Source organism: Sulfitobacter sp. AS59 (assembly GCF_038899995.1).
GTDB lineage: Bacteria > Pseudomonadota > Alphaproteobacteria > Rhodobacterales > Rhodobacteraceae > Sulfitobacter.
In genome coordinates, this window is record NZ_JBBMQK010000003.1 from 423,262 (window position 1) to 447,006 (window position 23,745).

Annotated in this window: 20 protein-coding genes; 13 read left to right on the top strand and 7 right to left on the bottom strand. The window is 56.1% G+C overall.

All coding sequences use genetic code 11. The features are described 5' to 3' along the window. Window positions 1–60 precede the first annotated feature (60 nt). The gene (locus tag WNY39_RS09505) at window positions 61–1,311 is read right to left on the bottom strand and encodes an aminotransferase class V-fold PLP-dependent enzyme (protein ID WP_342845308.1); all 1,251 of its coding nucleotides are present in this window, start codon (window positions 1,309–1,311) and stop codon (window positions 61–63) included. Window positions 1,312–1,456: 145 nt separating this feature from the next. Here WNY39_RS09505 and WNY39_RS09510 point away from each other — a divergent pair, with 145 nt between their 5' ends. After that, entirely contained in the window at window positions 1,457–2,308 is an 852-nt protein-coding gene (locus tag WNY39_RS09510; RefSeq protein WP_342845309.1) for a formate/nitrite transporter family protein, read from the top strand. A 77-nt stretch (window positions 2,309–2,385) separates the two neighbouring features. Continuing rightward, a complete protein-coding gene (locus tag WNY39_RS09515) occupies window positions 2,386–3,306 on the top strand; it encodes a YihY/virulence factor BrkB family protein (RefSeq protein ID WP_342845310.1) in 921 nt (306 codons plus the stop codon). A gap of 77 nt (window positions 3,307–3,383) precedes the next feature. Here WNY39_RS09515 and WNY39_RS09520 read toward each other — a convergent pair whose 3' ends face one another. From WNY39_RS09520 to WNY39_RS09535, 4 genes are all read right to left on the bottom strand, one after another. Then, window positions 3,384–3,761: a hypothetical protein gene (locus WNY39_RS09520; protein ID WP_341232872.1), complete on the bottom strand. Its 378-nt coding sequence runs from the start codon at window positions 3,759–3,761 to the stop codon at window positions 3,384–3,386. After that, entirely contained in the window at window positions 3,761–4,090 is a 330-nt protein-coding gene (locus tag WNY39_RS09525) for a DUF883 C-terminal domain-containing protein (RefSeq protein WP_342845311.1), read from the bottom strand. Before WNY39_RS09525 ends, WNY39_RS09520 begins: the two co-directional genes overlap by 1 nt. 138 nt (window positions 4,091–4,228) lie before the next feature. Then, window positions 4,229–5,128, bottom strand: coding sequence for a glycosyltransferase family 2 protein (locus WNY39_RS09530; protein WP_342845312.1), 900 nt, complete (start codon window positions 5,126–5,128; stop codon window positions 4,229–4,231). 141 nt (window positions 5,129–5,269) lie between these two features. Then, window positions 5,270–6,079, bottom strand: a complete 810-nt coding sequence (locus tag WNY39_RS09535) for a response regulator (RefSeq protein ID WP_342845313.1) — start codon at window positions 6,077–6,079, stop codon at window positions 5,270–5,272. A gap of 102 nt (window positions 6,080–6,181) precedes the next feature. Between WNY39_RS09535 and WNY39_RS09540 the strand changes: the two genes are divergently transcribed. The 4 genes from WNY39_RS09540 (at window position 6,182) to WNY39_RS09555 (ending at window position 9,028) form a co-directional block, all read left to right on the top strand. Then, window positions 6,182–6,337, top strand: a complete 156-nt coding sequence (locus WNY39_RS09540) for a NepR family anti-sigma factor (protein ID WP_341233645.1) — start codon at window positions 6,182–6,184, stop codon at window positions 6,335–6,337. Next, window positions 6,334–6,891: an RNA polymerase sigma factor gene (locus WNY39_RS09545; protein WP_341232876.1), complete on the top strand. Its 558-nt coding sequence runs from the start codon at window positions 6,334–6,336 to the stop codon at window positions 6,889–6,891. The genes WNY39_RS09540 and WNY39_RS09545 overlap by 4 nt, the downstream gene beginning before the upstream one ends. Window positions 6,892–6,893: 2 nt before the next feature. Beyond that, entirely contained in the window at window positions 6,894–8,615 is a 1,722-nt protein-coding gene (locus WNY39_RS09550) for a sensor histidine kinase (RefSeq protein ID WP_342845314.1), read from the top strand. Window positions 8,616–8,869: 254 nt separating this feature from the next. Then, window positions 8,870–9,028, top strand: a complete 159-nt coding sequence (locus WNY39_RS09555; protein ID WP_341232878.1) for a hypothetical protein — start codon at window positions 8,870–8,872, stop codon at window positions 9,026–9,028. 20 nt (window positions 9,029–9,048) lie between these two features. On the opposite strand, the gene WNY39_RS09560 is transcribed toward WNY39_RS09555, so the two are convergent. Next, window positions 9,049–9,600, bottom strand: a complete 552-nt coding sequence (locus WNY39_RS09560) for a cupin domain-containing protein (RefSeq protein ID WP_341233646.1) — start codon at window positions 9,598–9,600, stop codon at window positions 9,049–9,051. A 177-nt stretch (window positions 9,601–9,777) separates the two neighbouring features. On the opposite strand from WNY39_RS09560, the gene gabT reads away from it, so the two are divergent. Continuing rightward, entirely contained in the window at window positions 9,778–11,163 is a 1,386-nt protein-coding gene (gabT, locus tag WNY39_RS09565) for a 4-aminobutyrate--2-oxoglutarate transaminase (RefSeq protein ID WP_341232879.1), read from the top strand. Between the two features lie 117 nt (window positions 11,164–11,280). On the opposite strand, the gene WNY39_RS09570 is transcribed toward gabT, so the two are convergent. Next, window positions 11,281–12,897 (bottom strand): FMN-binding glutamate synthase family protein, encoded by a 1,617-nt coding sequence (locus tag WNY39_RS09570; protein WP_342845315.1) that lies wholly within the window; start codon window positions 12,895–12,897, stop codon window positions 11,281–11,283. Between the two features lie 446 nt (window positions 12,898–13,343). On the opposite strand from WNY39_RS09570, the gene WNY39_RS09575 reads away from it, so the two are divergent. From WNY39_RS09575 to WNY39_RS09600, 6 genes are all read left to right on the top strand, one after another. Further along, window positions 13,344–14,303: a TAXI family TRAP transporter solute-binding subunit gene (locus WNY39_RS09575; RefSeq protein ID WP_342845316.1), complete on the top strand. Its 960-nt coding sequence runs from the start codon at window positions 13,344–13,346 to the stop codon at window positions 14,301–14,303. A gap of 116 nt (window positions 14,304–14,419) precedes the next feature. Next, the gene (locus WNY39_RS09580; RefSeq protein ID WP_342845317.1) at window positions 14,420–17,188 is read left to right on the top strand and encodes a TRAP transporter permease; all 2,769 of its coding nucleotides are present in this window, start codon (window positions 14,420–14,422) and stop codon (window positions 17,186–17,188) included. Window positions 17,189–17,357: 169 nt separating this feature from the next. Continuing rightward, complete coding sequence (locus tag WNY39_RS09585) at window positions 17,358–18,449, top strand: carbon-nitrogen hydrolase family protein (RefSeq protein WP_342845318.1); 1,092 nt, start codon at window positions 17,358–17,360, stop codon at window positions 18,447–18,449. Between the two features lie 78 nt (window positions 18,450–18,527). Further along, window positions 18,528–21,266: an aminotransferase class I/II-fold pyridoxal phosphate-dependent enzyme gene (locus tag WNY39_RS09590; protein ID WP_342845319.1), complete on the top strand. Its 2,739-nt coding sequence runs from the start codon at window positions 18,528–18,530 to the stop codon at window positions 21,264–21,266. A 17-nt stretch (window positions 21,267–21,283) separates the two neighbouring features. Further along, window positions 21,284–22,744, top strand: coding sequence for a biotin carboxylase (locus tag WNY39_RS09595; RefSeq protein ID WP_341232885.1), 1,461 nt, complete (start codon window positions 21,284–21,286; stop codon window positions 22,742–22,744). An 18-nt stretch (window positions 22,745–22,762) separates the two neighbouring features. Further along, window positions 22,763–23,734 (top strand): C45 family peptidase, encoded by a 972-nt coding sequence (locus tag WNY39_RS09600; protein ID WP_341232886.1) that lies wholly within the window; start codon window positions 22,763–22,765, stop codon window positions 23,732–23,734. Window positions 23,735–23,745: the final 11 nt, after the last annotated feature.

Genomic DNA, 23,745 nt, shown 5'->3' on the forward strand with positions numbered 1-23,745 from the left:
GTCTGGGGTTGTACCGTCGGATTTGAGTTTATTTTGCAAAATGAAACATACCCGGCGTGATTATTCAGCGATGTCCTTGATTGCAGTGAGAAATGCGCGGACTTCGTCCAGTGTATTGTAGTGGCACAGCGACACGCGCACGGCGGCGTCAAGGCCAAGCGGCGTCAGGATGTTGCCCGAGTAATGATCGGCCTTGCGCAGGTGGGTGCGGATGCCTTGGGTGTTGAGCTGTTCCACGATATTGGCGGCGGGGACGGATTTGAGGGCAAAGCAAACCAACCCTTCGCGGTTGGGGTTTTCGGTGCCGCCCAGAATCGTGACATCCGGCAGATCGGCCAGACCGGCAAGGTTACCCGCGCCAAACAGCATGGCATCGGTCAGCTGTTTTTCGTGGTCATGGATGGCGGCACCGGCGGCTTCGATCTGGGCGCGGGGGTCGGTTTCGTCCGACACTTGCTGGCCCAGCCATTCGAAATAGCGCACCACATCGCTGAACGTGGCATAGGACCCGGTATCGCGGGTGCCCATTTCCCAGTTGCCTGCCGGACCTCCCTGAAGTGTCTCGATCGGTAGCGCGCTCAGGCGATCAGAGGCCCAAGCGATGCCATAGCCGTGGCGCGAGAACAGTTTGTAGGGCGAGATCACATAGCCGTCGATGTCATAGCTGGCGATGTCGATGCGCCCGTGGCTGGCGTGTTGAATGCCATCGACAAAGACGAACGCATCGGGGGCCACCGCGCGGATCGCCGCAGTGATACCGGCCACATCATTGGCGATGCCCGTTACGGGCGAGGTATGCAGGATCGTCGCGACCCGGACATCCGGTGTCATCAGCGCGGCATAGGCGGCGGGCGTGACCTGCCCCGTGGCATCATCATGGGGGACGTTGATATAGGGTTTGCCCGCCATGCCCGCCCAATGCTGCGCGGCACTGCGCGAGGCGGGGTGTTCAACGCTAGAGCCGATAACCGCGCCATCGGGGGTGCCCATGGCCGCGGTGCGGATCAGGCGGAATGTCAGTTCTGTCCCGCTTTCGCCCACGAAAAACTGGCCGCCGGGGGCGTTAAAGAAGACCGCCATATCGGCCTTGGCCTGTTTGATTTTCGCCACAAGCGCATGAGAGGCGGGATTGTCACGGCCCTGATTGTCGGGGATCGCAGCAAAAAGCGCCGAGGTTTCAACGACCGCGTTCAAGGTTAACGCACCACCTGCGTTTTCAAAGAAAATGCGTGGCCCTTGGAAGGGGCAGTTGTCGACATGAGCGAATTTGGCGCGGATGGCCTGTGTGAGTTCGGAATTTTCGGTGAACATTTTTGGCCCTGCCTGCGTTAGCTTATGTGATTGTGTGATTTCTGCGCTAGATTACCCCCAAATCACAACCACAATTAATTGCTTTGGTCATATGCATCTGCGCGCGACCGGGCGCGGAACGTCACCTATTTGCGGGAGCAGCCAAATGGCCCCATTGATTCAACGCAGCGTGTCCCGGAAAAAACGCCAAGAGGCGGAGGATGACGAGCGTTCAGTTTCGCAGGCGACATCCCTATCGCCCAAGCTGATCTATGAGGTGATCCGCCGCGAGGGCGAGGAAGAGCTGTCGCGCACGAAACGTTCACTGATCTGGTCGGGCATCGCGGCGGGCATCATGATCAGCCTGTCGGTTTTGGGCGAGGCGATCCTGCGGACCTATCTGCCGGACACGCCATACCGGTTTTTGGTTGAAAACCTGGGCTATTCGTTGGGCTTTCTGGCCGTGATTATGGGTCGGATGCAATTGTTTACCGAAAACACGATCACCACCGTTTTGCCGGTGATGCGCGCCAAAACATGGCATTCGATTATGTGTATGCTGCGGCTGTGGGGCATTGTTCTAAGCGCGAATGTGGTTGGGGCGTTTGCCGCCGCGATGTTGTTCATCTGGACGCCTGCATTGTCGCCTGACATCGTTCCAGCGATCTTGGAATTGTCCCACCACGCGACGCATATGGGCGCGTTTGAGGGGTTCTGGCGTGCTATTCCCGCTGGTGTGATTGTGGCGTTGATTGTGTGGATGTTGCCCCAAGCGGATGAATCATCGTTCTTTTTGATCCTCGTCTTTACCTGGCTGATCGCCGCGGGGGATTTCGCGCATATCGTCGCCGGATCGGTCGAGATGGCCGTGATGATCCTCGATGGTCAGTTGGGCCTTGGCGGAGCGCTGTTTGGGTTCTTTATTCCGGTGCTTGCAGGTAATATCGTCGGGGGTACGATCATCTTTACCCTCGTGGCTTGGGGTCAGGTGCGCGACGAGGTAGAAGAAGAGGAATAGAACCTATGGCGGCGGTTGCCGTTCGGTAGGTGGCAGGCGGCCAGCAAGAAAAGGCGCAGTTTTGGGGATATACTTTGGTGCATAGGGTCAAGCTTTATTGGGCGGCTTTCAAGGCAACAATCGCTGATATCAGCGAGCTGAATATCGCAATGGTCGCGGCCGGGGTCGCCTTCTATGGGATGTTGTCGCTGTTTCCGGCGCTGGCGGCTTTGGTGACGCTTCTTAGCCTGATCTCTGACCCTGTCGTCGTGATCGCCCAGTTGGAAGAGATGCGCGGGCTGCTGCCGGACGACGTTTACAAAATCATGAACAAGCAGATTGTATCGCTGGTGACCACCAGTTCAGAGACCTTGGGCTGGGCCGGGACCGTGTCGGTTCTTGCCGCGCTTTGGTCGGCGCGGGCGGGGGTTGGCGCGATGATGATCGGCCTGAACAGTGTCTATCACGAGCGGAACCGCAATTTCGCACGGCATTATCTGCAGGCTTTGGTGCTGACCTTTGGGTTGGTAATGGTCGGGATCATCGCGTTGCTGACCGTGGTGATTGCGCCCATCGTTTTGTCGTTTATTCCGCTTGGCAGATCCGGTGTGATCGTTGCGGATTTGATCCGGTGGAGCATTGCGATCACGGTGTTGCTGGCGGGCATCGGCGTTTTGTACCGCTTTGGGCCGAACCGGCGTGGCGCGCGGGCGCGTTGGCTGACGGTGGGGGCAGTGTTTGCCGTCGCGTCTTGGGCCATCGTGTCATATTTATTCAGCTATTACGTCGCCAATTTCGGGAATTATAATCAGGTTTACGGATCCATCGGGGCGGTTGTTGCGATGTTGGTTTGGTTGTGGATCAGCAGCTTTTTGGTGCTGATGGGCGCGTCATGGAATGCGCAGGTTGAATTGCGCATGCGTCCGGACACCACCATAGGCCCCGCGCGCCCGGCAGGGGAACGTGGGGCTGTCGTCGCGGATGGTTTCGTCACACCAGACGAAAGCGAACCCTTATAAGGGTCTAAGTTTTTGGGGGAATGCGTCGATGGCGTGAAAGCCCCGTCCGGCAACGGGCGGGGCGTTGATGTAAGAGATCAAAGTCTCGTTTTTTTGCCAGCGTTGAAACCGTTGATCAGCGCGACGACGATGCCCACGATACCTTCGATTCCGGTTGGGCCCATTGCCCTGCGTTCGGCTTCTAGGCGCAGTAGTTCTGCTGCTCTTTTGCGTTGCAGGTGGCGTGACCGGATGTTCATTGCGGCGATCATCACCAGACCGACACCAAAGAACAGGCCGCCCATGATCAGGCAGGCCGTCAGCGCCGTGGTGATCGTGAGCAAAAAGAGCCACGCCGCAACGGCAAGAAATACCGATCCGACCATCAGGCAAATGCCAGCGCCCAGACCGATTGCTGCGGTCTGGGCTGTTTCGGTTGCCCGTAAGGCAACTCTATCCAATAAAACGTTCAGCATTACCGACGTGCCGCGATTAGCCCGACCAGAAAACCGACGCCCGCTGCGATACCCATTGCGGTCGCTGGCTGCGTGCGAATGAAATCTTCGGCGTTTTGCTGTGCTTCGGCGGCTTTTGCTTTGCCAAGGTCGGCATAGTCATGTGCTGCTGTCTTGGCTTGGTTCGCGGCATCACGGGTGGCGGTTTTGCCATATGTGCTGACAGAGCTTGTGAGCGCTGCGATATCCTCTTTGAGGATCGAGATTTGCAGGGAAAGATCCTCTACGGTGACATCCTTGGCCGCTTTTACGTCTTTTGCAGCGGCGTCTTTTGTCATTTCCTTAACCATTTCTAGTCTCCTTAATTAACTGAATATCTTGCATTACAAACGCGTGGGGAGTGATTCAGTTCCAGCCTATCATAGTCAGCCTGCCGCCCGAACATAATGTGACGGACCGACGCGCAGCGAGTGGGCGGCGTTGACCGCTCAGCAGGCTTTGGTTGCGCGTTCTTGATCTGCACCGAAATATGTCTTGAACCAGCTGGGCAGCGTGACGCGATGTTTGAACACCTTTGACGCGCTTCTAAGCACATTTTCTTTTGCGTCACGGAGGGGGTCGGAAACGATGGCGTCATATGCCTCGTCTCGGGCGCTGGCCCAGTCCTTGTCGTCATAGCGGACAAGATGCAGGTAAAACCGCGCGGCGACTTTGTCGGCCTCTTTCCATGCGGCACCGGGCAGGCCTTTGCCTGCGGTGTTTCCGATGCCGATGCGATGTTCATTGGCAATCTCAAGCGCCCTTAGGTTGGCGTATTTGAGATGGGTCAAATACACGCCCTTGGGCAGATTAAACGGTGCAGTGGCCAGCTTGTCCGGCGCGACCTTGATCCCGTGCCGCCATAGCGCAGTGCCGCGTTTGGATGCCCAAGCTTTGCTGTAATGTCCGGTAAAAACTGCCGTAGACCGATGACCCAAGGCCATCTGGCGCTCAGTCAAAACCCGATCATTGATCGTTTCGGCAACATCCAGACCCAACGCAAAAACCGCATCCGAGGACGTTTCAAAGATATCCTCGAAAGAAGTGTAAATCGCCGGATCAAAGCATACCAATTCGTCAACATCGGTCTGGATGGCCCAATCATAGGTCTGACCCAAGTCATCCGCGAATTCATTCAGAAACTTGCCGCGCTTGCGGTCGAACCCTTCTAGGGTATCGCGGGGGATTGTGGTGATATTGGCCAGCGGACAAAGGTCGGCGATCATCGGGTCATGCCCGTGCGCGACGATGTATAGGTGCTCGTACCCCAGCAAACGACCGTAATGCGTATACCACTGCGACAGCGCCCAGTAATCTTTGTAAACCATTGTGATCGCACAGGTGCTCATGGCGTCCTTTATGCCGTCTGCGAAACCTGTGACAAGGTTTTTTGCAAGGTACGGCTGGCTAGGCGAACCCGGTCTACGCGCCAAACGCAAAAAGGCCGCGCAGTGGTGCGCGGCCTTTTAATTCCGGTCCTTGCAAAAGGATCAGGAGTTGAGCGTTTCCGTCGATGAAAAGAACATCGCTTGTGAAACAGCCGAAACTACCTGATCAACGCTATAGGGCTTGGAGATCAGGAACGCGGGCTCAGGCTTGTCACCGGTCAGCAGACGTTCGGGGAATGCGGTGATAAAGATCACTGGGCGGTGGCCCAGATCCGCCAGCAGGTCGTTAACCGCATCGATCCCGGAAGAATTATCCGCAAGCTGGATATCGGCAAGGATCAGGTCCGGTACATCGGCCTTGCCCAATTTAACCGCTTCGTCGCGGGTGCGGGCGATGCCGGTGACACGGTGGCCCATGTCGGCGACAATGGACTCGATGTCCATCGCAATGATTGCCTCGTCTTCGATGATCATGACCGAACCTGTGACGCTATCAGCCATTTCACGGCGGGCGATTTGTACCAGCTGGCTGGCCTCTTCCTCGTCCACATTGATGATCTGACCGACTTCGGCAAAGGAGAAACCTTCGATGGTGTGCAACAGCAATGCTTCGCGGCTGTGGTTGGTCAGTTTGGCAAGGTGTTTCTGGGCACGTGCACGTGGGCCAGTCTCGCCTTCTTCGATCGGGGCACCGGCGCTTGACCAGATGCCATACAGAACTTTGAAGATCCCTGTCCGAACGTCTACTCCGTCCAACATCGACCGATCTACCAGAATGGCCTCGAGCGCTGCTGCTGCAAATGCATCGCCGCTGGTTTGACTGCCCGTGAGTGCGCGTGCATAACGACGCAAGTATGGAAGGCATTGACCCAACGCGTCGCTGACACTCGTGTTTTCTGTGACGTCCGTCATTTATCGTTGTCCTTTTAAAATAATTATGGAACCAAACCCCGCAGATGCGTGTTTAGTTCCACACGGTGTGCAGAATATATGTCAAAGTCAGGAAAAATGTCGATGCAGTTGGGCAATAACGAAGAAAAAGAACGTTTCATCGACGAAAACCTTCGGCGCGTCTACGACGAGACGATGGAAGAAGGTATTCCTGACAAATTCAAAGACTTGTTGAACAAACTAAAAGAGCAAGAGAAAAGCGGCGGAAAATCCGAATGAACGGTTCAGACCCGCGTGATGAACTGGTCGAGCATTTGCCGGCCATGCGCGCCTTTGCCATCAGTTTGACCCGAAACGGGGCCATCGCGGATGACATGGTACAAGATACCGTGGTCAAAGCGTGGACCAATATCGATAAGTTCGAGACCGGCACCAACATGCGGGCCTGGCTGTTCACCATTCTGCGCAACACTTATTATTCGTCGCGTCGCAAGTCGAACCGGGAAGTCGCTGATGTGGACGGTGTATTCACCGAAAGCTTGGCCGAAAAACCTGCACATGACGGCCATATGCAAATGACAGATTTCCGCAAGGCGCTGGGCGAATTGAAAGACGAGCAACGCGAGGCGCTGCTTTTGGTCGGTGCGTCTGGTTTCTCGTATGAAGAGGCCGCAGAAATGTGTGGCGTCGCCGTGGGGACTATCAAAAGCCGTACCAACCGCGCGCGGGCCCGCATCGCCGAGCTTATGGGCCTGCGGGATGACGAAAGCCTTGAGATGACAGATGATGCGACAATGTCAGTTATTTCGTCGTCAAAAGTTTCGTCCTTTTAACGATGACTTCGGGCTTTCCTGGCACTGATGTCTTTCGGGGGCTGACCTTTCGGGTTTTGCTATTTCTATCGCTTGCGCTGTTGCCGATCGGGTTAATCTCGGTCGTGCAAACCCGCGAGATCGCAGAGCAAAGCATGATAAACGCCGAGCTTTCATTGCTGGCGATTACGGAACAGGCATCGTCGAACGAAAGCAGTATTATTCAAGAAGCGTTCGGCGGGGCCGATGCGCTGGCGTCTGTTGTGAACCTGATCAAAGCCGACAGTTTCTCGTGCAGTGCGTTTTTGCGTGAATATCAAAAGACCTCCAACCTTTATACGCTTGTGAGCTTTGTCAGGGTCGACGGGCAGATGGAGTGTGTGTCGAACGGTATCGCCACCGACATGAGCGAAAACACGAATTTCAAAAAGCTAATGATCAGCAAAAAGCGCACAGCGAATTTTTCGCTGCGACCCGCGGTCAGCCCGGAAGCTGTGCTGATCGTCAGCGCGCCGCTAAGGGTAGAAGGCGAATTGCTGGGCTTTGTGAACATGTCGATCCCCGAGCGTGTTTTTCGCGAGGGTGTGGAACCTGACCTAGAGATCAGGCCCACCGCCATGGTGACCTTCAACGCTGAAGGTGAAATTCTGACAACCGAAAACGACCGCGAAATGGCCCGTCAGGAAATGCCGTCTGTGCAAGAGCTTAAGTGGTATGCCGGGCAATCGGGCCGCGTGATCCGTGCCACCAGCCTGCGCGGCGATGACCGCGTTTATGCGATCCTGCCAATCGTGCCGGGTGTTGTCTACGCGATGAGCGTCTGGCCAGAGGATTCCCCCCTGCTTACGGCGGGTGCATCGACGCGGCTGAACCTCGTGCTGCCGGTCGTTATGTGGATCGCAAGCCTGATCGTGGCGTTTTGGGCGCTGAACCGGTTGGCAATCAAACACATCCGCAAACTGGGCCGTCAGATGCGCCATTTCGCGTTGAACAGAACCTTGCCGCGCACCGCGCTTGGCGGGGTGGTTCCGACCGAAATCGTGAACATGGAAGAAGCGTTTGTGGGGATGGCTGAATCAATCCTGCGGGACGAGGCCCGGTTGGAAGACAACCTGCGTCAAAAGAACATCCTTTTGAAGGAAGTGCACCACCGCGTTAAAAATAACCTTCAGCTGATTTCGTCCATTATGAACATGCAGATCCGGCAGGCCAGCACGCCTGACGCAAAGCGTGTTTTGCAGCGCCTTCAAGACCGTATTCTAAGCCTCGCGACGGTGCATAAAAGCCTGTATCAAAACGATAATCTGACCCGCGTTGATGGCGGCGTCTTGATGCACGAGATCGTTAACCAACTGCTAAGTGTCGGCCTGCCAAGCGGGTCCGGGATCACTGTCACCCAGAAATACGAGGCGATCCAACTGGACCCCGACGATGCGGCACCGCTGACATTGCTGGTGTCCGAAGCGGTCACCAACGCGCTGAAATATGTCGCGGTTGGACAGACGGACAAAGGTTGGATCGAGGTTAATCTAAAGTACACGGCCCCAGAAATGGCCTTGCTGACGGTCAGAAACTCCACCGGTCACGGTGAAGTTGAAAAAGGCACCGGTTTGGGGTCGCGGCTGATCAATGCATTCTCGCGGCAACTGAATGGCCAGTTCGAGATCATAGAAGAGCCTGACAGCTATACCCTGTCGGTCGAATTCCCCGTACCGCTGAAATCAAAGATCGTCTACGATTATTAACGGTCCATTGGGCGGCAGCTTGGCTGTCCACCCTCGGCAACCGGTTCAGAAATCTTTAACCCTGCGCGCGTTAGACTGACCGAAATCTAGCGAAAAAACCGTCGATCACAGCACCCCTGATGCCAATGCCGTGCGTTGCCTTTTGGGCGACTTCACGAAAACAGCCGTGAAACGTGATCGCTGCGTTGGAACATTACGCAGTTCGGGCCGTTGACCCCCTGAATCGCGAAACACATTTTTGAAAGGAGGTAGCTGTGACGATAGATCTATTCATAGGATCGCTGATGATCCTGACGCTGGCTGCCCTCGCCATAGTATCTTTGACGACACGCAAACGGGATGATGAGAAGCGAAACAAGTGGTCGTCTTTTCGATCCGACGACGACGATCAAAACAATCTGCCGGGCATGTGACCTAATGCGCGATCCGGTTGTCAGAAGCTCGGCGGTGTACAGGCGCTAAACACCACGCAGACTGTGTCGCTGATGTTTCTGAACCGATGCGGCAGACGGCTGTCGAACAGATACCCGTCCCCCGCGGCAAGCACCTCAACCGTGCCATCGACTGTCACTTCGACCTCACCTGAAATGACGATCCCCGCCTCTTCACCCTCGTGAACGATCCACTCTGGCCCGGTGTCCGCACCGGGTTGATATGTCTCGTATAACACTTGCAGGGTGTGCTTTTCAGCGTTGCCTAGCTGGCGCAGGGAAACCTGCTCTTCGCTTGACGGGGATACTTCGGTAAATTCATGCTTTCGGTAAAAGACCTTGGGGGTTTCTTGATCTTCCAACGTGGCAAAAAATTCGGCCATGCTAATGGGGATCGCGTCCAGCAAGCTTTTGAGCGAGGCAACCGACGGGCTGGTCTTATTCTTCTCGATCAGTGAAATCGTGCCGTTGGTGAGCCCGGCCAAACTGGCAAGCTCTCGTTGGGAAAGCCCGCGTTCTTCCCGAATCTTTCTTAGCCGTTGACCTATGTTCACGTCTGGCCCCTGAATTTTTCTTTTTCGATCTCTAGCCTGTATCTGTGCGCGATCACAGGCAAATTTTGGCGCAGCATTGATATGGGCCATTGTTTGAATTGAAACATGATTGACAATTAAATTAAACGCAATAATAGGATTTTAAACGCACTCTGCTTCGTTCAAAAGGAATTTCATATGTCCAGCACAGTCAAAAAACAGCATCGCAAAGGCGCGGCCAAGAAATCGACTAAAAGCACAGTAGTTCCAGACATGCTGGAAGCGAATGTTGCAATCGCCACGAACGAGCAACTGATTGCCCGCCGCGAGCAGGCCGTGCCGCGCGGTGTTGCCTCTGCTGCCCCGATCTACGCGAAATACGCTGAAAACGCAGAGCTGTGGGATGTAGACGGCAACCGCTACATCGATTTTGTTGGTGGTATTGGCGTGCTGAACACCGGCCACCGTCACCCAAAAGTGGTCGCAGCTGCAAAGGCCCAAGAAGATCAGTACACGCACACCAGCTTTCAGGTTGTGCCCTACGGCCCCTATATTGAGCTGGCCGAGAAACTGAACGCGCTGGCCCCCGGTGATCAGCCGAAAAAGACGTTGCTGGTGACCACAGGTGCCGAGGCCGTTGAAAACGCGGTAAAAATCGCGCGCGCCGCGACGGGCCGCCCCGGTGTGATCGCCTTTACCGGCGGGTATCACGGCCGCACATTGCTGACGCTGGGCATGACCGGCAAGGTGTCCCCCTACAAAAAAGACGTGGGCCCGTTCCCGTCCGACATCTTCCGCGCGCCTTTCCCATCGCAGCGTGATGGTATTACGGTTCAAGACGCCATTACCGGCCTGAAAAATCTGTTCCTGACGGATGCGCAGCCCGAACGCGTTGCGGCCATCATTATTGAGCCTGTCTTGGGCGAGGGCGGGTATACCCCCGTGCCGTTCGACATGATGCAGCAGCTGCGCGACATCTGCGACGAACATGGCATTCTGCTGATCGCTGACGAAGTGCAAGCCGGCTTTGGCCGCACAGGGACATGGTTCGCGATTGAACATTCCGGCGTTGTGCCAGACCTGATCACGGTCGCGAAATCCATGGCGGGCGGATATCCGTTGGCCGGTGTGATTGGCCGCGCCGACGTGATGGATGCCATGGCCCCCGGTGGTTTGGGTGGCACATATGGCGGCAACCCTGTTGCCTGCGCGGCATCCCTGGCAGCCATCGCCGCAATCGAGGAAGAAGGCCTGCTGGCGCGTTCAACATCGATGGGCGAACATATCAAGGCACGCTTTGCCGAGATTGGCGCACGTTCGGCACCGTTCCGGATGTGGGATATTCGCGGATTGGGCGCGATGATCGCGGTTGAATTCGTAACAGACTTTGACACAGCCACACCTGATGGTGATTTCACCAAACGTGTCATCGCCCATGCGCTCAAGCGTGGCCTGCTGCTGCTAAGCTGCGGCATGCATGGCAACGCGATCCGCGTGATGGTGCCACTGACCGCATCGGACGAGATTGTGGAAGAAGGCCTGAACATTTTCGAAGCGGCTGTTCAGGCTGCGATGGCTGAATAAGCCCCAGCCCTATCACATTGAAAAAGGCGCGCCGGGAAACCTGCGCGCCTTTTGCGTTTGGGCGTCGTTATCTTTCAAAGAAAACGGGCCGGAATTTTGAAAATTCCGGCACCTGCATCAATCGAAGGGCACAAAACTGGAGGCCTGCGCACGGTCCCAACGGGTCTTGTTGCCCTTATAATCCAAGGCCTTGTCATCCAGCAGGTATCCTTCGGGCAGATAGCCATAGACCTCGTCGCCTTGCACCATGCTTTTGTCGCCCTGACGCAGCATTAAATGGCGCGGCAGGAATTCGCTGGGGTTCTCCAGCCCGGCAGCACCGGTCATTTCGCCCAAGGCTTTCAGGGTATTACGGTGAAACCGTGCGACGCGTTCGCTTTTGTGGCCGACATCCAGCGCGCGTTGGCGTATTGGGTCTTGGGTCGCGACGCCAACGGGACAGTGGTTCGTGTGGCACGCCTGCGCCTGAATACAGCCGATCGCAAACATGAACCCGCGCGCCGAATTGCACCAATCCGCGCCCAGTGCCAGACATCGTGCGATGTCGAATGCCGATACGACCTTGCCCGCCGCGCCCAGTTTGACCTGATCGCGTATGCCCGCACCGCGCAGGGTGTTGTGCACAAAGGTAAGGCCTTCGACCATTGGCATGCCGACATGGTTCGCAAACTCAAGCGGTGCGGCACCTGTGCCGCCTTCGGTGCCGTCCACGACGATGAAATCCGGTACGATCCCGGTTTCCAGCATCGCTTTGACCATGCACATGAACTCACGTTGGTGTCCGATGCACAGCTTGAACCCCACAGGCTTTCCGCCCGACAGGTCGCGCAGCTGGCCCAAGAACTCCATCATCTCGATAGGGGTGGTAAAGGCAGAATGCGCGGCGGGTGACACGCAATCCTGACCCATGGGAATATCACGCGCCTCGGCAATTTCGGCGCTGATCTTTGAGGCAGGAAGCATACCGCCATGTCCGGGCTTTGCGCCCTGGCTTAGCTTAAGTTCGACCATCTTGATCTGGTCGCTGCTGGCTTGGGCTTTGAATTTTTGCGGATCGAATTGACCATCGGCAGTGCGGCACCCGAAATACCCCGAACCGACTTCGTAGATCAGATCACCGCCGCCATCGCGGTGATAGCGGCTTACGCCACCTTCGCCGGTGTCATGGGCAAAACCGCCCATCTTGGCCCCCTTATTCAACGCGCTGATTGCATTGGCAGAAAGGGAGCCAAAGCTCATCGCGGAAATGTTGTAGATCGACGCATCATAGGGTTGCTTGCAGTCGTCATTGCCGATGCGCACGCGGAAATCGGTGTCTGTGATATGCACGGGCTGCACGGAATGGGTGACCCAGGAATATCCCGCATCGTAAACCCGCATCCGCGTGCCAAAGGGCCGCGCGTCTTCTTGGCCTTTGGCGCGCTGATAGACCAAAGACCGGTCATCGCGGCTAAAGGGTTCTTCGTCCTGATCGGATTCAATGAGGTACTGCCGGATTTCCGGGCGTATCCCTTCAAAGAAGAACCGCATGTGGCCCATTACGGGATAGTTGCGCAGGATCGAGTGCTTTTCCTGAAAAACATCATAGACGCCCATCAGCGACAGCACCCCGAAAAGCGCGAGCGGTATGATGAACCAGATCGACCAAGTTACCAGAAAGACGAGGGAAAGCAGGGCTAAAAACAGCACCCCCGCAAACGTTCCAAAACGGGCGAGGGACGGGATTCTTTTCATGCATTCTCCTGCGGGTGCGCCCATTTTAGGCAGTTTTTCGAGGCTGACATAGCCTATAGCATAAATACTTGGGATTTCACGAGGGTGCCACAATTTATCCGATACAATTAAAAATGCCGTCGTTTGATTTTCTCAACACTGCATGTGTGTTTGTAACTATCGTCACCGACCGTCTTGCCAAAAGCATTTTAAATCAAATGGTTGTATTGGTTCCATACCGGCACAAGTGACTGGCGAGCATTAAATCCAACGCCGATACACCAATAGGATGCAGGGGTGCGGCCAAGGTCGCCGACGCCGAAACCGGTGTTTGTGGCGTGTATTCAACCTCTAGACTGCAATAAATTGGCTTGTTTTACTCGAAAATATCTGCGCTCATTTCAGGTATCTATGAAACCCCGCGCTGAATGACGGGGGGTCTGGGAAAAAGTTGGGAGACTATCAAAATGACACTTTTCAAGTCCATCGCTATTGCTTCTGCGCTTGTCGCGGGCACTGCAGCGACAGCACAAGAAAAATTCATCACCATTGGTACCGGCGGTCAAACCGGCGTTTACTTTGTTGTGGGTCAGTCGATCTGCCGTCTGGTGAACCGTGACAGCGCCAAAACCGGTCTGAAGTGCACGGCACCTTCGACAGGTGGTTCCATCGCCAACATCAACGCGATCAAAGCGGGTGATATGGATATGGGCGTTGCCCAATCCGACTGGCAGTACCATGCCTATAACGGCACTTCAAAATTTGAAGGCGAAAAGTTCGACAAAGAGCGGGCGGTGTTCTCTGTACACTCTGAACCGTTCACTGTGATTGCACGCGCTGACGCAGGCATCGACAGCTTTGACGACCTTAAAGGCAAGCGCGTTAACGTGGGTAACCCCGGTTCCGGTCAGCTGGCCACAATGGAAGTCGTTCTGGACGCCAAAGGCTGGTCCATGGATGATTTCGCGCTCGCGTCCGAGCTGAAACCAGCCGAGCAAGCTGCCGCATTGGGCGATAACAAGGTTGATGCGATCATCTATACCGTGGGCCACCCAAACGGGTCGATCCAAGAAGCGGTTTCCACAGTCGACGCCAAGCTGGTTCCGGTTGAAGGCGAAGCCATCGACAAGCTGGTCGCTGAAAACCCGTTCTATGCATATGCGACCATCCCCGGTGGCATGTACAAAGGCACAGACAGCGATGTGAAAACATTCGGTGTGAAGGCGACGTTTGTGACATCGTCCGATGTTGACGACGACGTGGTGTACGAAGTTGTAAAAGCTGTGTTCGACAACTTTGACCGCTTCAAAAAGCTGCATCCTGCGTTTGCGAACCTTCAAGAGGAAGAGATGATCTCTGGCGGTTTGTCCGCACCTCTGCATGACGGTGCTGCAAAGTACTACAAAGAGCGCGGTTGGATCGAATAATCTAACCCAAGCTAACCTAGAAAGCGGGTGTGCCCCGCTTTCTATGGGCTGCAAGGCCCGCCAGATACCAAAAAAGCGGCACTCGTCCTAAGATGGGGCCATCAGGGGGACTACACATGTCAAACAAAGATCAACAGCAAGCCGCTGCCGTCGAGGCCGGAGCCGCAGGGCGCGCGGGCCTAAGTCAGGCGGAACTGGATGAACTTGTTGCGTCTTCTGACACGGGCGGCCGTTCCGCGACGGGGAGCGTCGGCTTTTTCCTCGCGATGATTGCCCTTGCGTGGTCGCTGTTCCAGCTTTGGATCGCGTCACCCATTCCGTTTGTTGTGGGCTGGGGCGTGTTTAACGACACCGAAACCCGGTCTATCCACCTGGCGTTTGCCTTGTTCCTTGGCATCACCGCCTTTCCCGCGGCCCGCACCAAAGTACAATTGGGCCTTGGTCTGATTGTGCCGATTGTGTTGGCCTATCTGTTTATGGTTGCTGCCAAAGACGGAACACCAACATGGTGGATTCTGCTGGTCGCGCTTGGTGTTGTTGCCACCGTTTTGCTGGGCTCCCCCAAAGACCGCGTTCCGGTTTGGGAATGGGCCTTGGCCATCGTCGGTGCCGCAGCCGCACTGTATTTGTTCGTTTACTACCGCGATATTTCCAGCCGCGTTGGCGCGCCCAACATGCAAGATACCGTGGTTTTCGTGATCGGTATCATGATCCTGCTTGAGGCGACGCGCCGCGCGCTTGGCCCGGCACTGATGATCGTGGCCTCGGTCTTTTTGATCTACAACGTGCTTGGTCCGGTGATGCCCGACATCATCGCGCATAAGGGCAACAGCCTGTCCGAGATCGTGAACCACCAGTGGATCACCACCGAAGGTGTGTTCGGCATCGCGCTTGGTGTTTCGACGTCGTTTGTTTTCCTGTTCGTTCTGTTCGGCGCGCTGCTGGATAAGGCCGGGGCGGGCAACTACTTTATCCAGGTCGCGTTCAGCATGATGGGCCACATGAAGGGCGGGCCTGCGAAGGCTGCCGTTGTGTCCTCTGCGATGACGGGCCTGATCTCGGGTTCTTCCATCGCGAATGTTGTGACCACAGGTACATTCACCATTCCGTTGATGAAAAAGGTCGGGTTCAGCTCTGAAAAGGCGGGCGCGGTCGAGGTTGCCTCCTCCGTGAACGGTCAGATCATGCCGCCTGTTATGGGCGCTGCGGCGTTCTTGATGGTTGAATATGTGGGCATTCCCTATTTCGACGTGGTCACGCATGCGTTCCTGCCTGCGGTGATTTCCTACATTGCGTTGGTTTATATCGTGCATCTTGAGGCCTTGAAGGCCGGCATGGTCGGGCTTGAACGTCCCTATACGCCCAAGCCGATTGTGCAGCGCCTGCTGGTGACCGCGTTTGTCGTTGCGGCGATCTGCGCGCTGAGCTTTGCCGTGTACTATGGCATGGGCTGGTTGCGCCCTGCGTTCCCGAACAGCGCGGGCTACATCATCTTTGGTGTGCTGACGGCGGTTTACGCGGCCCTGCTGTATATCGGTTCCAAAGAAGAGCCGCTGAAGCTGGACGATCCGAACGAGCCTGTGACACGCCTGCCGATGCCCGGGCCAACGGTGCGTTCCGGTTTGCACTTTATCCTGCCAATCGTCGTGCTGGTTTGGGCGCTTATGGTTGATCGCCTGTCCCCCGGCCTGTCGGCGTTCTGGGCAACCACCTATATGGTGTTCATCTTGGTCACCCAACGTCCGCTGATGGCGATTTTCCGCGGCGAAAGCCAGTTTGCCAATGACGTGGTTGAAGGTGTCAAAGACCTGATCGACGGCTTGGTCGTTGGTGCGCGCAACATGATCGGTATCGGTATCGCCACTGCGACGGCGGGTATCATCGTGGGCGTTGTCAGCCAAACCGGTGTGGGGTCTGCTTTGGCCGATGTGGTCGAGGTTCTGTCGGGCGGCAATATCCTTGCCATTCTGTTCCTGACCGCGATCTTGTCGCTGATTCTTGGCATGGGTCTGCCGACCACGGCGAACTATATCGTTGTGTCTGCGCTGCTTGCCCCTGTCATTGTGACCTTGGGCCAGCAAAATGGTCTGATCGTGCCGCTGATCGCTGTGCACCTGTTCGTGTTCTACTTTGGCATTATGGCCGATGTGACGCCGCCGGTGGGTTTGGCGAGCTTTGCCGCTGCTGCTGTCTCTGGCGGTGATCCGATCAAAACCGGTGTGGTCGCGTTTTTCTACAGCTTGCGCACCGCAGCACTGCCGTTCCTGTTCATCTTCAACACCGAATTGTTGTTGATCAATGTGACGATGGTTCAGGGTATATTCGTCTTCATTGTCGCGACCTTTGCGATGCTGCTGTTCGCGGCGGCGACCCAAGGGTGGTTCCTGGCTAGAAACCGTTTTTACGAAACCATTGCCCTGCTGCTGATCGCATTCACGCTGTTCCGGCCCGGTTTCTGGATGGATATGGTGTTCCCACCGTATCTTGAGGAAGCACCAGCCGAGATCGTGCAAGCCGCAGCCGATACACCCGTTGGCGAGAATTTGCGCCTGCGTGTGTCCGGTGTTGGTGATCTGGGTGATCCGATTGAATTTGTGGCGCTGCTGCCGATTGGCGAAGGCACCACAGGCGAGGAAAAACTGGAAGCAGCAGGTATCGTGACACGCATGGATGGCGACAAGATGATCATCGATGATGTGCTGTACGATTCATCTGCAGCGGCTGCCGGTCTGGACTGGGATCAAGAGGTTCTGCGCGTTCTCAAACCTGTGTCCGTGCCCAGCAAATACTGGATGTTTATCCCTGCGCTTTTGCTGCTTGCCTTGGTTGTAGTGCTGCAAAGAGGCCGTAATTCACGTGGCATTCGCCAGACGACAACGGGGTAAGCAATAGAGCAATGTGCGTGTCACGCATACAAGCCATGCACAGGGCGCTTAAGGGGCCAGCACGTCACCTGTTTAGTATTCTGAACAGACGGGGTATGGACTGTCCAACTTGGGCCTCTGGCGGGAATATGTCCCGCCAGAAACGCCCCCTTGGACGGAGTAACTTCTTATGACACCTTTTGCGATTGCAGGCGTGCAAATGTACGTCAATGCTTTGGAATCCAACGTCGATGGAATGATCCAGCGGCTGGATATTCTGATGGCGCGTTTCCCGTGGACACAGATGGTTCTGTTTTCGGAACTGGCCCCCTTTGGCCCGTTGGATCGCTTTGCCCTGCCGCCGGAAAACGAAACACTAGAGAAGTTTCAAGCCGCCGCGCGCAAGCACCGCGTTTGGCTGATCCCCGGATCGATGTTTTTGAAAAACCCCGAGGATGGCCGCGTTTATAACACCGCCGTGGTGATCAACCCCGAGGGCGAGATCATTCGCCGCTATGCCAAGATGTTCCCGTTCCGGCCTTACGAATCCGGTATCGCGGCGGGCACTGAATTCTGCGTCTTTGACGTGCCAGAAGTCGGCCGTTTCGGCCTGTCGATCTGCTATGACATGTGGTTCCCGGAAACCACGCGCCAGCTGACCAGCCAGGGCGTCGAAGTTCTTTTGACGCCTGTTCTGACGGGCACCACCGACCGTGACGCCGAACTGGCCATCGCGCGCGCAACGGCGGCGCAATTCCAGTGCTATGTCTTTGCGGTGAACGGCCTTGGGGCGGGCGGCGTTGGCAAATCCTTGGTCGTTGATCCGACATCGATGGTGCTACACCAATCCGCTGGCCAAGAAGACATGTTCCCGATCGAAGTTGACTTGTCGATGGTTCGCCGTCAGCGTGAAACCGGTATGAAGGGTTTGGGCCAGGTTCTGAAATCCTTCCGCGACCGGTCTACCGATTTCTCGGTCTATGATCGCACCAGCGGAACAGACGCCTATTTGAACACGCTTGGCCCGCTTGAAATACCTCATCAAGGTACGCGTGCGGGTCTGCATGTTGATGTGCCCGCGCAACTTATCCCCGATGCGCCAACCTTTAAGGGGCAAGATGCGACACCCAGCTTCGCACACGAACCTTTACCAAACCCAACTGCTGGAACAGCGACAGTTCCGGCTGAACCTCATGTCGCTGCGGTCCCTGCCGCTGCACCACCGAACCCACCCGTAAAACCCGGCGCACCCGCCGGAAGCGGTCCAACATCCAGCGGCTAAGCTTTTGTATCTTGTCCCGGCCAGTCTTTGGCCGGGGCGCAGGATGCAAAAGCGGACGCCCTAACCGGAGTACGATTGATGCATTCTATGAACAACTATTCGTCGGCAATTCAGTTGCGGTCGGACAGGTGGAGCGCACTGCGCGGGGCGGCAACAGCCCTGACCCGCAAAGCAAGCCCCGCAGAGATCGAAAAACTGCGGGGAACATGCCAAGAGCTTTTTGCATCACTTGCCTTGATTGAACCCTATTGGGCATTTCCGGGCATGCCTGCGTTCGAACATCTGCAGCGGATGCTGAATCACAACAACTTTGAAGACATGGCATTCGCCATCAACCGCATCGCCCGTGGGCTGACCACAGGGGCCTATCGCCGCCGGTCCATCCCGCTTGAGCGTGACAGCATCGACAACGAAGAACATGACGACGAGGCAATGCTGTCCCCCGAAGCGCGGGCGCTGACGAAACCCTATTTCGAGGTTTTGATCGTTGACGATGTAAGCGAACAGCAGGAACGCTGGCTGAAATCCAACGTCAGCCGCATGCGCCGCCCTGAAGACCCGTTTCATTACGAGGCGGTGGTCGTCAAATCCATCGAAGACGCGCTGATTGCCGTGCTGTTTAACTACAACATCCAAGCCATCGTTGTGCGCCCCGGTCTGACGCTGAAATCCAAAATGGATAAACAGATTTTGACCCGCTATCTGGCGCGTGCAGGTGGTCAGGAAGAGATCGAAAAACTGCAGCCCGAAAACTATGGCCCCGAACTGTGCCGGATGATCGCCAAGGTGCGGCCTGAACTGGACGCCTATCTGGTCACCGAACGGTCGGTCGAAGACATCGCAGGCCTTGATCTGGGTATCTGTCGGCGGGTTTTCTATAACCAAGAAGACTTTATGGAGCTGCACCTGAATATTCTGCGCGGTGTGCAGGCGCGGAACAAATCGCCGTTTTTCACCGCACTTGTCGAATACTCCAAACAGCCCACGGGCGTGTTCCACGCGATGCCGATCAGCCGCGGCAAATCGATCACCCGTTCCCACTGGATTCAAGATATGGGCGCGTTTTACGGGCCCAATATCTTCCTTGCCGAAACCTCTGCCACGTCTGGCGGGTTGGATAGTTTGCTGGAACCGCACGGCCCGATCAAAGAGGCGCAAGAACTGGCGTCGCGGGCGTTCGGATCAAAGCAGACGTTCTTTGCCACCAACGGTACATCGACCTGTAACAAGATCGTCGTTCAGGCGTTGGTGCGGCCCGGTGACATCGTGCTGGTCGACCGCGATTGCCATAAATCGCACCATTACGGCATGGTGCTGGCGGGCGCGCAGGTCTGTTACCTTGATAGCTATCCGTTGAATGAATATTCGATGTACGGTGCCGTGCCCCTGCGCGAGATCAAGCAGCAATTGCTGACGCTCAAGGCGGCGGGCAAGCTGGATCAGGTGCGTATGTTGTTGCTGACCAACTGTACCTTTGATGGGCTGGTTTATAACGTCGAACGCGTCATGGAAGAATGTCTGGCGATCAAGCCCGACCTCGTTTTCCTGTGGGACGAGGCATGGTTTGCCTTTGCCCGTTTCAACCCGACATATCGCCAGCGCACAGGTATGAATGCCGCCAATACCCTGCGCGAAAAGTTCAAGACGGCCAAACACGCCGAAGCCTATGAGGCGCAGCAGGCCACGCTGAAAGATGCAGATGACGAAACCCTGCTGAACACACGGTTGATCCCGCCGCCAACGTCGCGGGTGCGGGTCTATACCACGCAATCGACCCATAAAACGCTGACGTCTTTGCGTCAGGGGTCGATGCTGCATGTCAACGACCAGGACTTTAAAGGCGAGGTGGAACAGTCGTTCCACGAAGCTTACATGACCCATACATCCACATCGCCCAACTATCAGATCATTGCGTCATTGGATGTAGGTCGCAGGCAGGTTGAGCTGGAAGGGTTCGAATTCGTCCAACGCCAGATCGAAGCGGCCCTGTCGATGCGCCGCGCCATCGCCGACCATCCGCTGCTTAGCAAATATTTCAAGGTACTGACCGCAGGCGATATGATCCCCGAGGAATATCGCGAAAGCGGGGTCACCAGCTATTACGATCAGGAACAGGGCTGGACCGACATGTGGGACTGCTGGGAGAAAGACCAGTTCGTTCTGGATGCCAGCCGCGTGACCCTTTTGGTGGGCGGCACGGGCTGGGACGGTGACACGTTCAAGACCGATATCCTGATGGATAAATACGGCATCCAGATCAACAAAACATCGCGCAACACTGTGTTGTTCATGACCAACATCGGCACGACCCGGTCCAGCGTCGCCTATCTGATCGAAGTGCTGGTCGAGATCGCCAAATCGCTGGATGATCTGCTGGATGATGCCAGCAAGATGGAACGCCGCTCGTTCGACAATCGGGTGTCGAACCTGATGGAAAATTATCCGCCGCTGCCAGACTTCAGCCGTTTTCACGATGCATTCCGCGCCGATAACGTGACCTCGGAAGGGGATATTCGCACCGCGTTCTTCCTCGCTTATGATGAAAAGAACACCGATTATCTGGACCTTAACGGCACCCTACGCGAGGCGATGGATGCGGGTGAAACGGTGGTATCGGCCAGCTTTATCATCCCCTATCCGCCCGGCTTTCCGATCCTTGTGCCGGGGCAGGTCGTCAGCCAGGAAATTTTGTCCTTCATGCGCGCCTTGGATGTCAGCGAAATTCACGGCTACCGGCCCGATCTGGGGCTGCGTGTCTTTACCGATGCTGCGCTCAAACGTGTGCGCAAGAAAAACCTCTCGTCTTCACCTGAATAACAAAAGGAACCCATCCTATGTCCACGACTGTTCTCAAGAATATCTCGGAAATCCGCCGGTTCTTTCACCGTAACGAAGACCCGATCTATTTCATCTCGGCCACCAACTTTAACCTGTTGGGTCTCGATGAATGGGTGAAGAACTTTAAATATATCTGCTACATCGACTGCTACGGCGGCAAGCACCCCAATGTGTTCTGCCCGTCCGAACAGCCGCACGCCGAATTCCAAAGCATCGAAGACATCAACAACTATCTGTTGCAGCACAAAGAGGTGATTGATTTCATCAAGCGCCGCGGCGGCAAGCCCAAGTTTGTGTTCCTGATGTTCGACGAGGAAACCGAGCGTCTGTCTAAAGAACTGGGTGCCGATGTCTGGTTCCCCAAGGCCAAGCTGCGCACCAAGATGGACAACAAGATTGAAACCGTCCGGATCGGCAACAAAGCGGGTGTGCCATCGGTACCGAACGTGCTGGCCGAGGTCAAAAGCTATGAAGATCTGAAAAAGACCTGCGAAAAGGCGGGGATCGGCCACGATCTGGTGCTGCAATCGGCCTTTGGTGACAGCGGGCACACCACGTTCTTTATCAAATCCGAGGCTGATTTCCGTCGTCACGAATCCGAGATTGTCGGCGAGGGCGAGATCAAGATCATGAAACGCATCGATTGCCGTGGTTCCGCGATCGAGGCTTGTGCCACAAAAGAAGGTACAATCGTTGGCCCGCTGATGACCGAGCTGGTCGGTTTCAAAGACCTGACACCCTATCGCGGCGGCTGGTGTGGCAACGAAATTCTATCCACGGCCTTCCCGCCCAAGGTGCGGCAGCGCGCGCGCGAGCTGACGTTCAAATTCGGTGAGCAGCTCCGTAAGGAAGGGTATCGCGGGTATTTCGAGCTCGACTTCCTGATCGACAAAAAGACCGGCGATCTGTGGCTGGGCGAATTGAACCCGCGCATTACCGGCGCGTCATCCATGACCAACCACGCGGCGTTTGCCCATGCCGATGCGCCGCTGTTCCTGTTCCACTTGCTTGAGTTCTCGAAAAAGAAATTCAATCTGGACACGGCCGAGCTGAACGATCGTTGGGCCGACCCCGCGATGATCGATGGCTGGTCGCAAATGGTGATCAAACATACCGAGGACAGCGTTGATATCTGTAGCGACGCGCCGGAAACCGGTATCTATAAGATGCTCGAAGACGGGCGTGTGGTGTTTGACCGTTTCGATTATCACCGCCGCGCGGTCGAATCCGAAAACGAAGCGTTCTTTTTGCGCATCCTACAACCCGGTGATTACCGCTATGAAGGGGCCGATATTGGCATCCTTGTGACCCGTGGCCGGTCGATGACCAAATCATTCCAGTTGAATGAGCGCGCGAAAAAGTGGATTCACGGCATCAAGCAGTCGGTGCACGGTCGGCCTTTGCCTGTGGCAGAGGCAGGTCCGGCGTTTTCAGACCCGGCTTTTAAAATTCTCTAAGCCCCGAGAGGCCAGCACATGCTTTGGCGTGCGATATCAGAAGAAACGCCCGGTCCTAAATGGGCCGGGCTTTTCGCAGAATACTGGCCTCACTACCGTAAATGGTGGCTGAAGGAGGGCGAATCCGTGCGCCCGACCTATGCGGAATGCCTGCGCGCGCTGAAAACCCACATGCCCGAGATGGTCCCCCTTTACGAGGAACTGTGCGAGCAGGCCGGCGGCGGTGATCTGGCCGCGCGGTTCCTAAGCTTTTATTGTCCGCCGCCCTATCTGTCGGGGTGCAGTCAGGCCGTGTGGGGTGGCAGAGAACCGGTTTTGGTCCGTAATTACGACTACAACATCAACGCTTTTGACAGCCTGGTTTTGCACACGGGATGGCAGGGCCGCAAAGTTATGGGCACCTCGGACGGGTTGTTCGGGTTGGTGGACGGGGTGAATGACGCGGGCCTGTCGATCTCGCTGACCTTTGGGGGCAGGCGCGTTGTGGGTGTGGGGTTTGGCGTGCCGTTGATCCTGCGCTATGTTTTGCAAACCTGCGAAACCACCGAACAGGCAGGCGAGGTGCTGGCGCGCGTTCCAACCCACATGAGCTATAACGTCACCGTGCTGGACCGCAAACGCAAGTATCTGACGGCGTTCATGGCCCCTGACCGGGAGGCATTGATCACCAATGCCGCTGTGGCAACCAACCACCAAGAAACCGTTGAATGGATCAGCCACGCACGGTTTACAGCCACGGTCGAACGCGAACGGTATCTGCTGCAACGCCTGCGTTTCCACCGCGACCCCGAAGAGAAATTCATTGGGACGTTCCTAAAGCCGCCCTTGTATTCTCATGCCTTTAATGCCGGTTTTGGTACGCTATACACCGCCGTGTACCGCCCCCGAAAACGCGAGATGGAACTGCGTTGGCCCGGAACGGTCTGGCCCCAGACGATTGATAACTTTGAGGAAGGGGCGCGCAACGTGTTGCTGCCCGGTGCTGCCTAACCCTTAACCAA

Coding starts and splice junctions, on each gene's coding strand:
- WNY39_RS09505 (WP_342845308.1), bottom strand. CDS start 1,311: ATGTTCACCGAAAATTCCGAACTCACACAGGCCATCCGCGCCAAATTC.
- WNY39_RS09510 (WP_342845309.1), top strand. CDS start 1,457: ATGGCCCCATTGATTCAACGCAGCGTGTCCCGGAAAAAACGCCAAGAG.
- WNY39_RS09520 (WP_341232872.1), bottom strand. CDS start 3,761: ATGCTGAACGTTTTATTGGATAGAGTTGCCTTACGGGCAACCGAAACA.
- WNY39_RS09525 (WP_342845311.1), bottom strand. CDS start 4,090: ATGGTTAAGGAAATGACAAAAGACGCCGCTGCAAAAGACGTAAAAGCG.
- WNY39_RS09530 (WP_342845312.1), bottom strand. CDS start 5,128: ATGAGCACCTGTGCGATCACAATGGTTTACAAAGATTACTGGGCGCTG.
- WNY39_RS09535 (WP_342845313.1), bottom strand. CDS start 6,079: ATGACGGACGTCACAGAAAACACGAGTGTCAGCGACGCGTTGGGTCAA.
- WNY39_RS09540 (WP_341233645.1), top strand. CDS start 6,182: ATGCAGTTGGGCAATAACGAAGAAAAAGAACGTTTCATCGACGAAAAC.
- WNY39_RS09545 (WP_341232876.1), top strand. CDS start 6,334: ATGAACGGTTCAGACCCGCGTGATGAACTGGTCGAGCATTTGCCGGCC.
- WNY39_RS09550 (WP_342845314.1), top strand. CDS start 6,894: ATGACTTCGGGCTTTCCTGGCACTGATGTCTTTCGGGGGCTGACCTTT.
- gabT (WP_341232879.1), top strand. CDS start 9,778: ATGTCCAGCACAGTCAAAAAACAGCATCGCAAAGGCGCGGCCAAGAAA.
- WNY39_RS09570 (WP_342845315.1), bottom strand. CDS start 12,897: ATGAAAAGAATCCCGTCCCTCGCCCGTTTTGGAACGTTTGCGGGGGTG.
- WNY39_RS09575 (WP_342845316.1), top strand. CDS start 13,344: ATGACACTTTTCAAGTCCATCGCTATTGCTTCTGCGCTTGTCGCGGGC.
- WNY39_RS09580 (WP_342845317.1), top strand. CDS start 14,420: ATGTCAAACAAAGATCAACAGCAAGCCGCTGCCGTCGAGGCCGGAGCC.
- WNY39_RS09585 (WP_342845318.1), top strand. CDS start 17,358: ATGACACCTTTTGCGATTGCAGGCGTGCAAATGTACGTCAATGCTTTG.
- WNY39_RS09590 (WP_342845319.1), top strand. CDS start 18,528: ATGCATTCTATGAACAACTATTCGTCGGCAATTCAGTTGCGGTCGGAC.
- WNY39_RS09595 (WP_341232885.1), top strand. CDS start 21,284: ATGTCCACGACTGTTCTCAAGAATATCTCGGAAATCCGCCGGTTCTTT.
- WNY39_RS09600 (WP_341232886.1), top strand. CDS start 22,763: ATGCTTTGGCGTGCGATATCAGAAGAAACGCCCGGTCCTAAATGGGCC.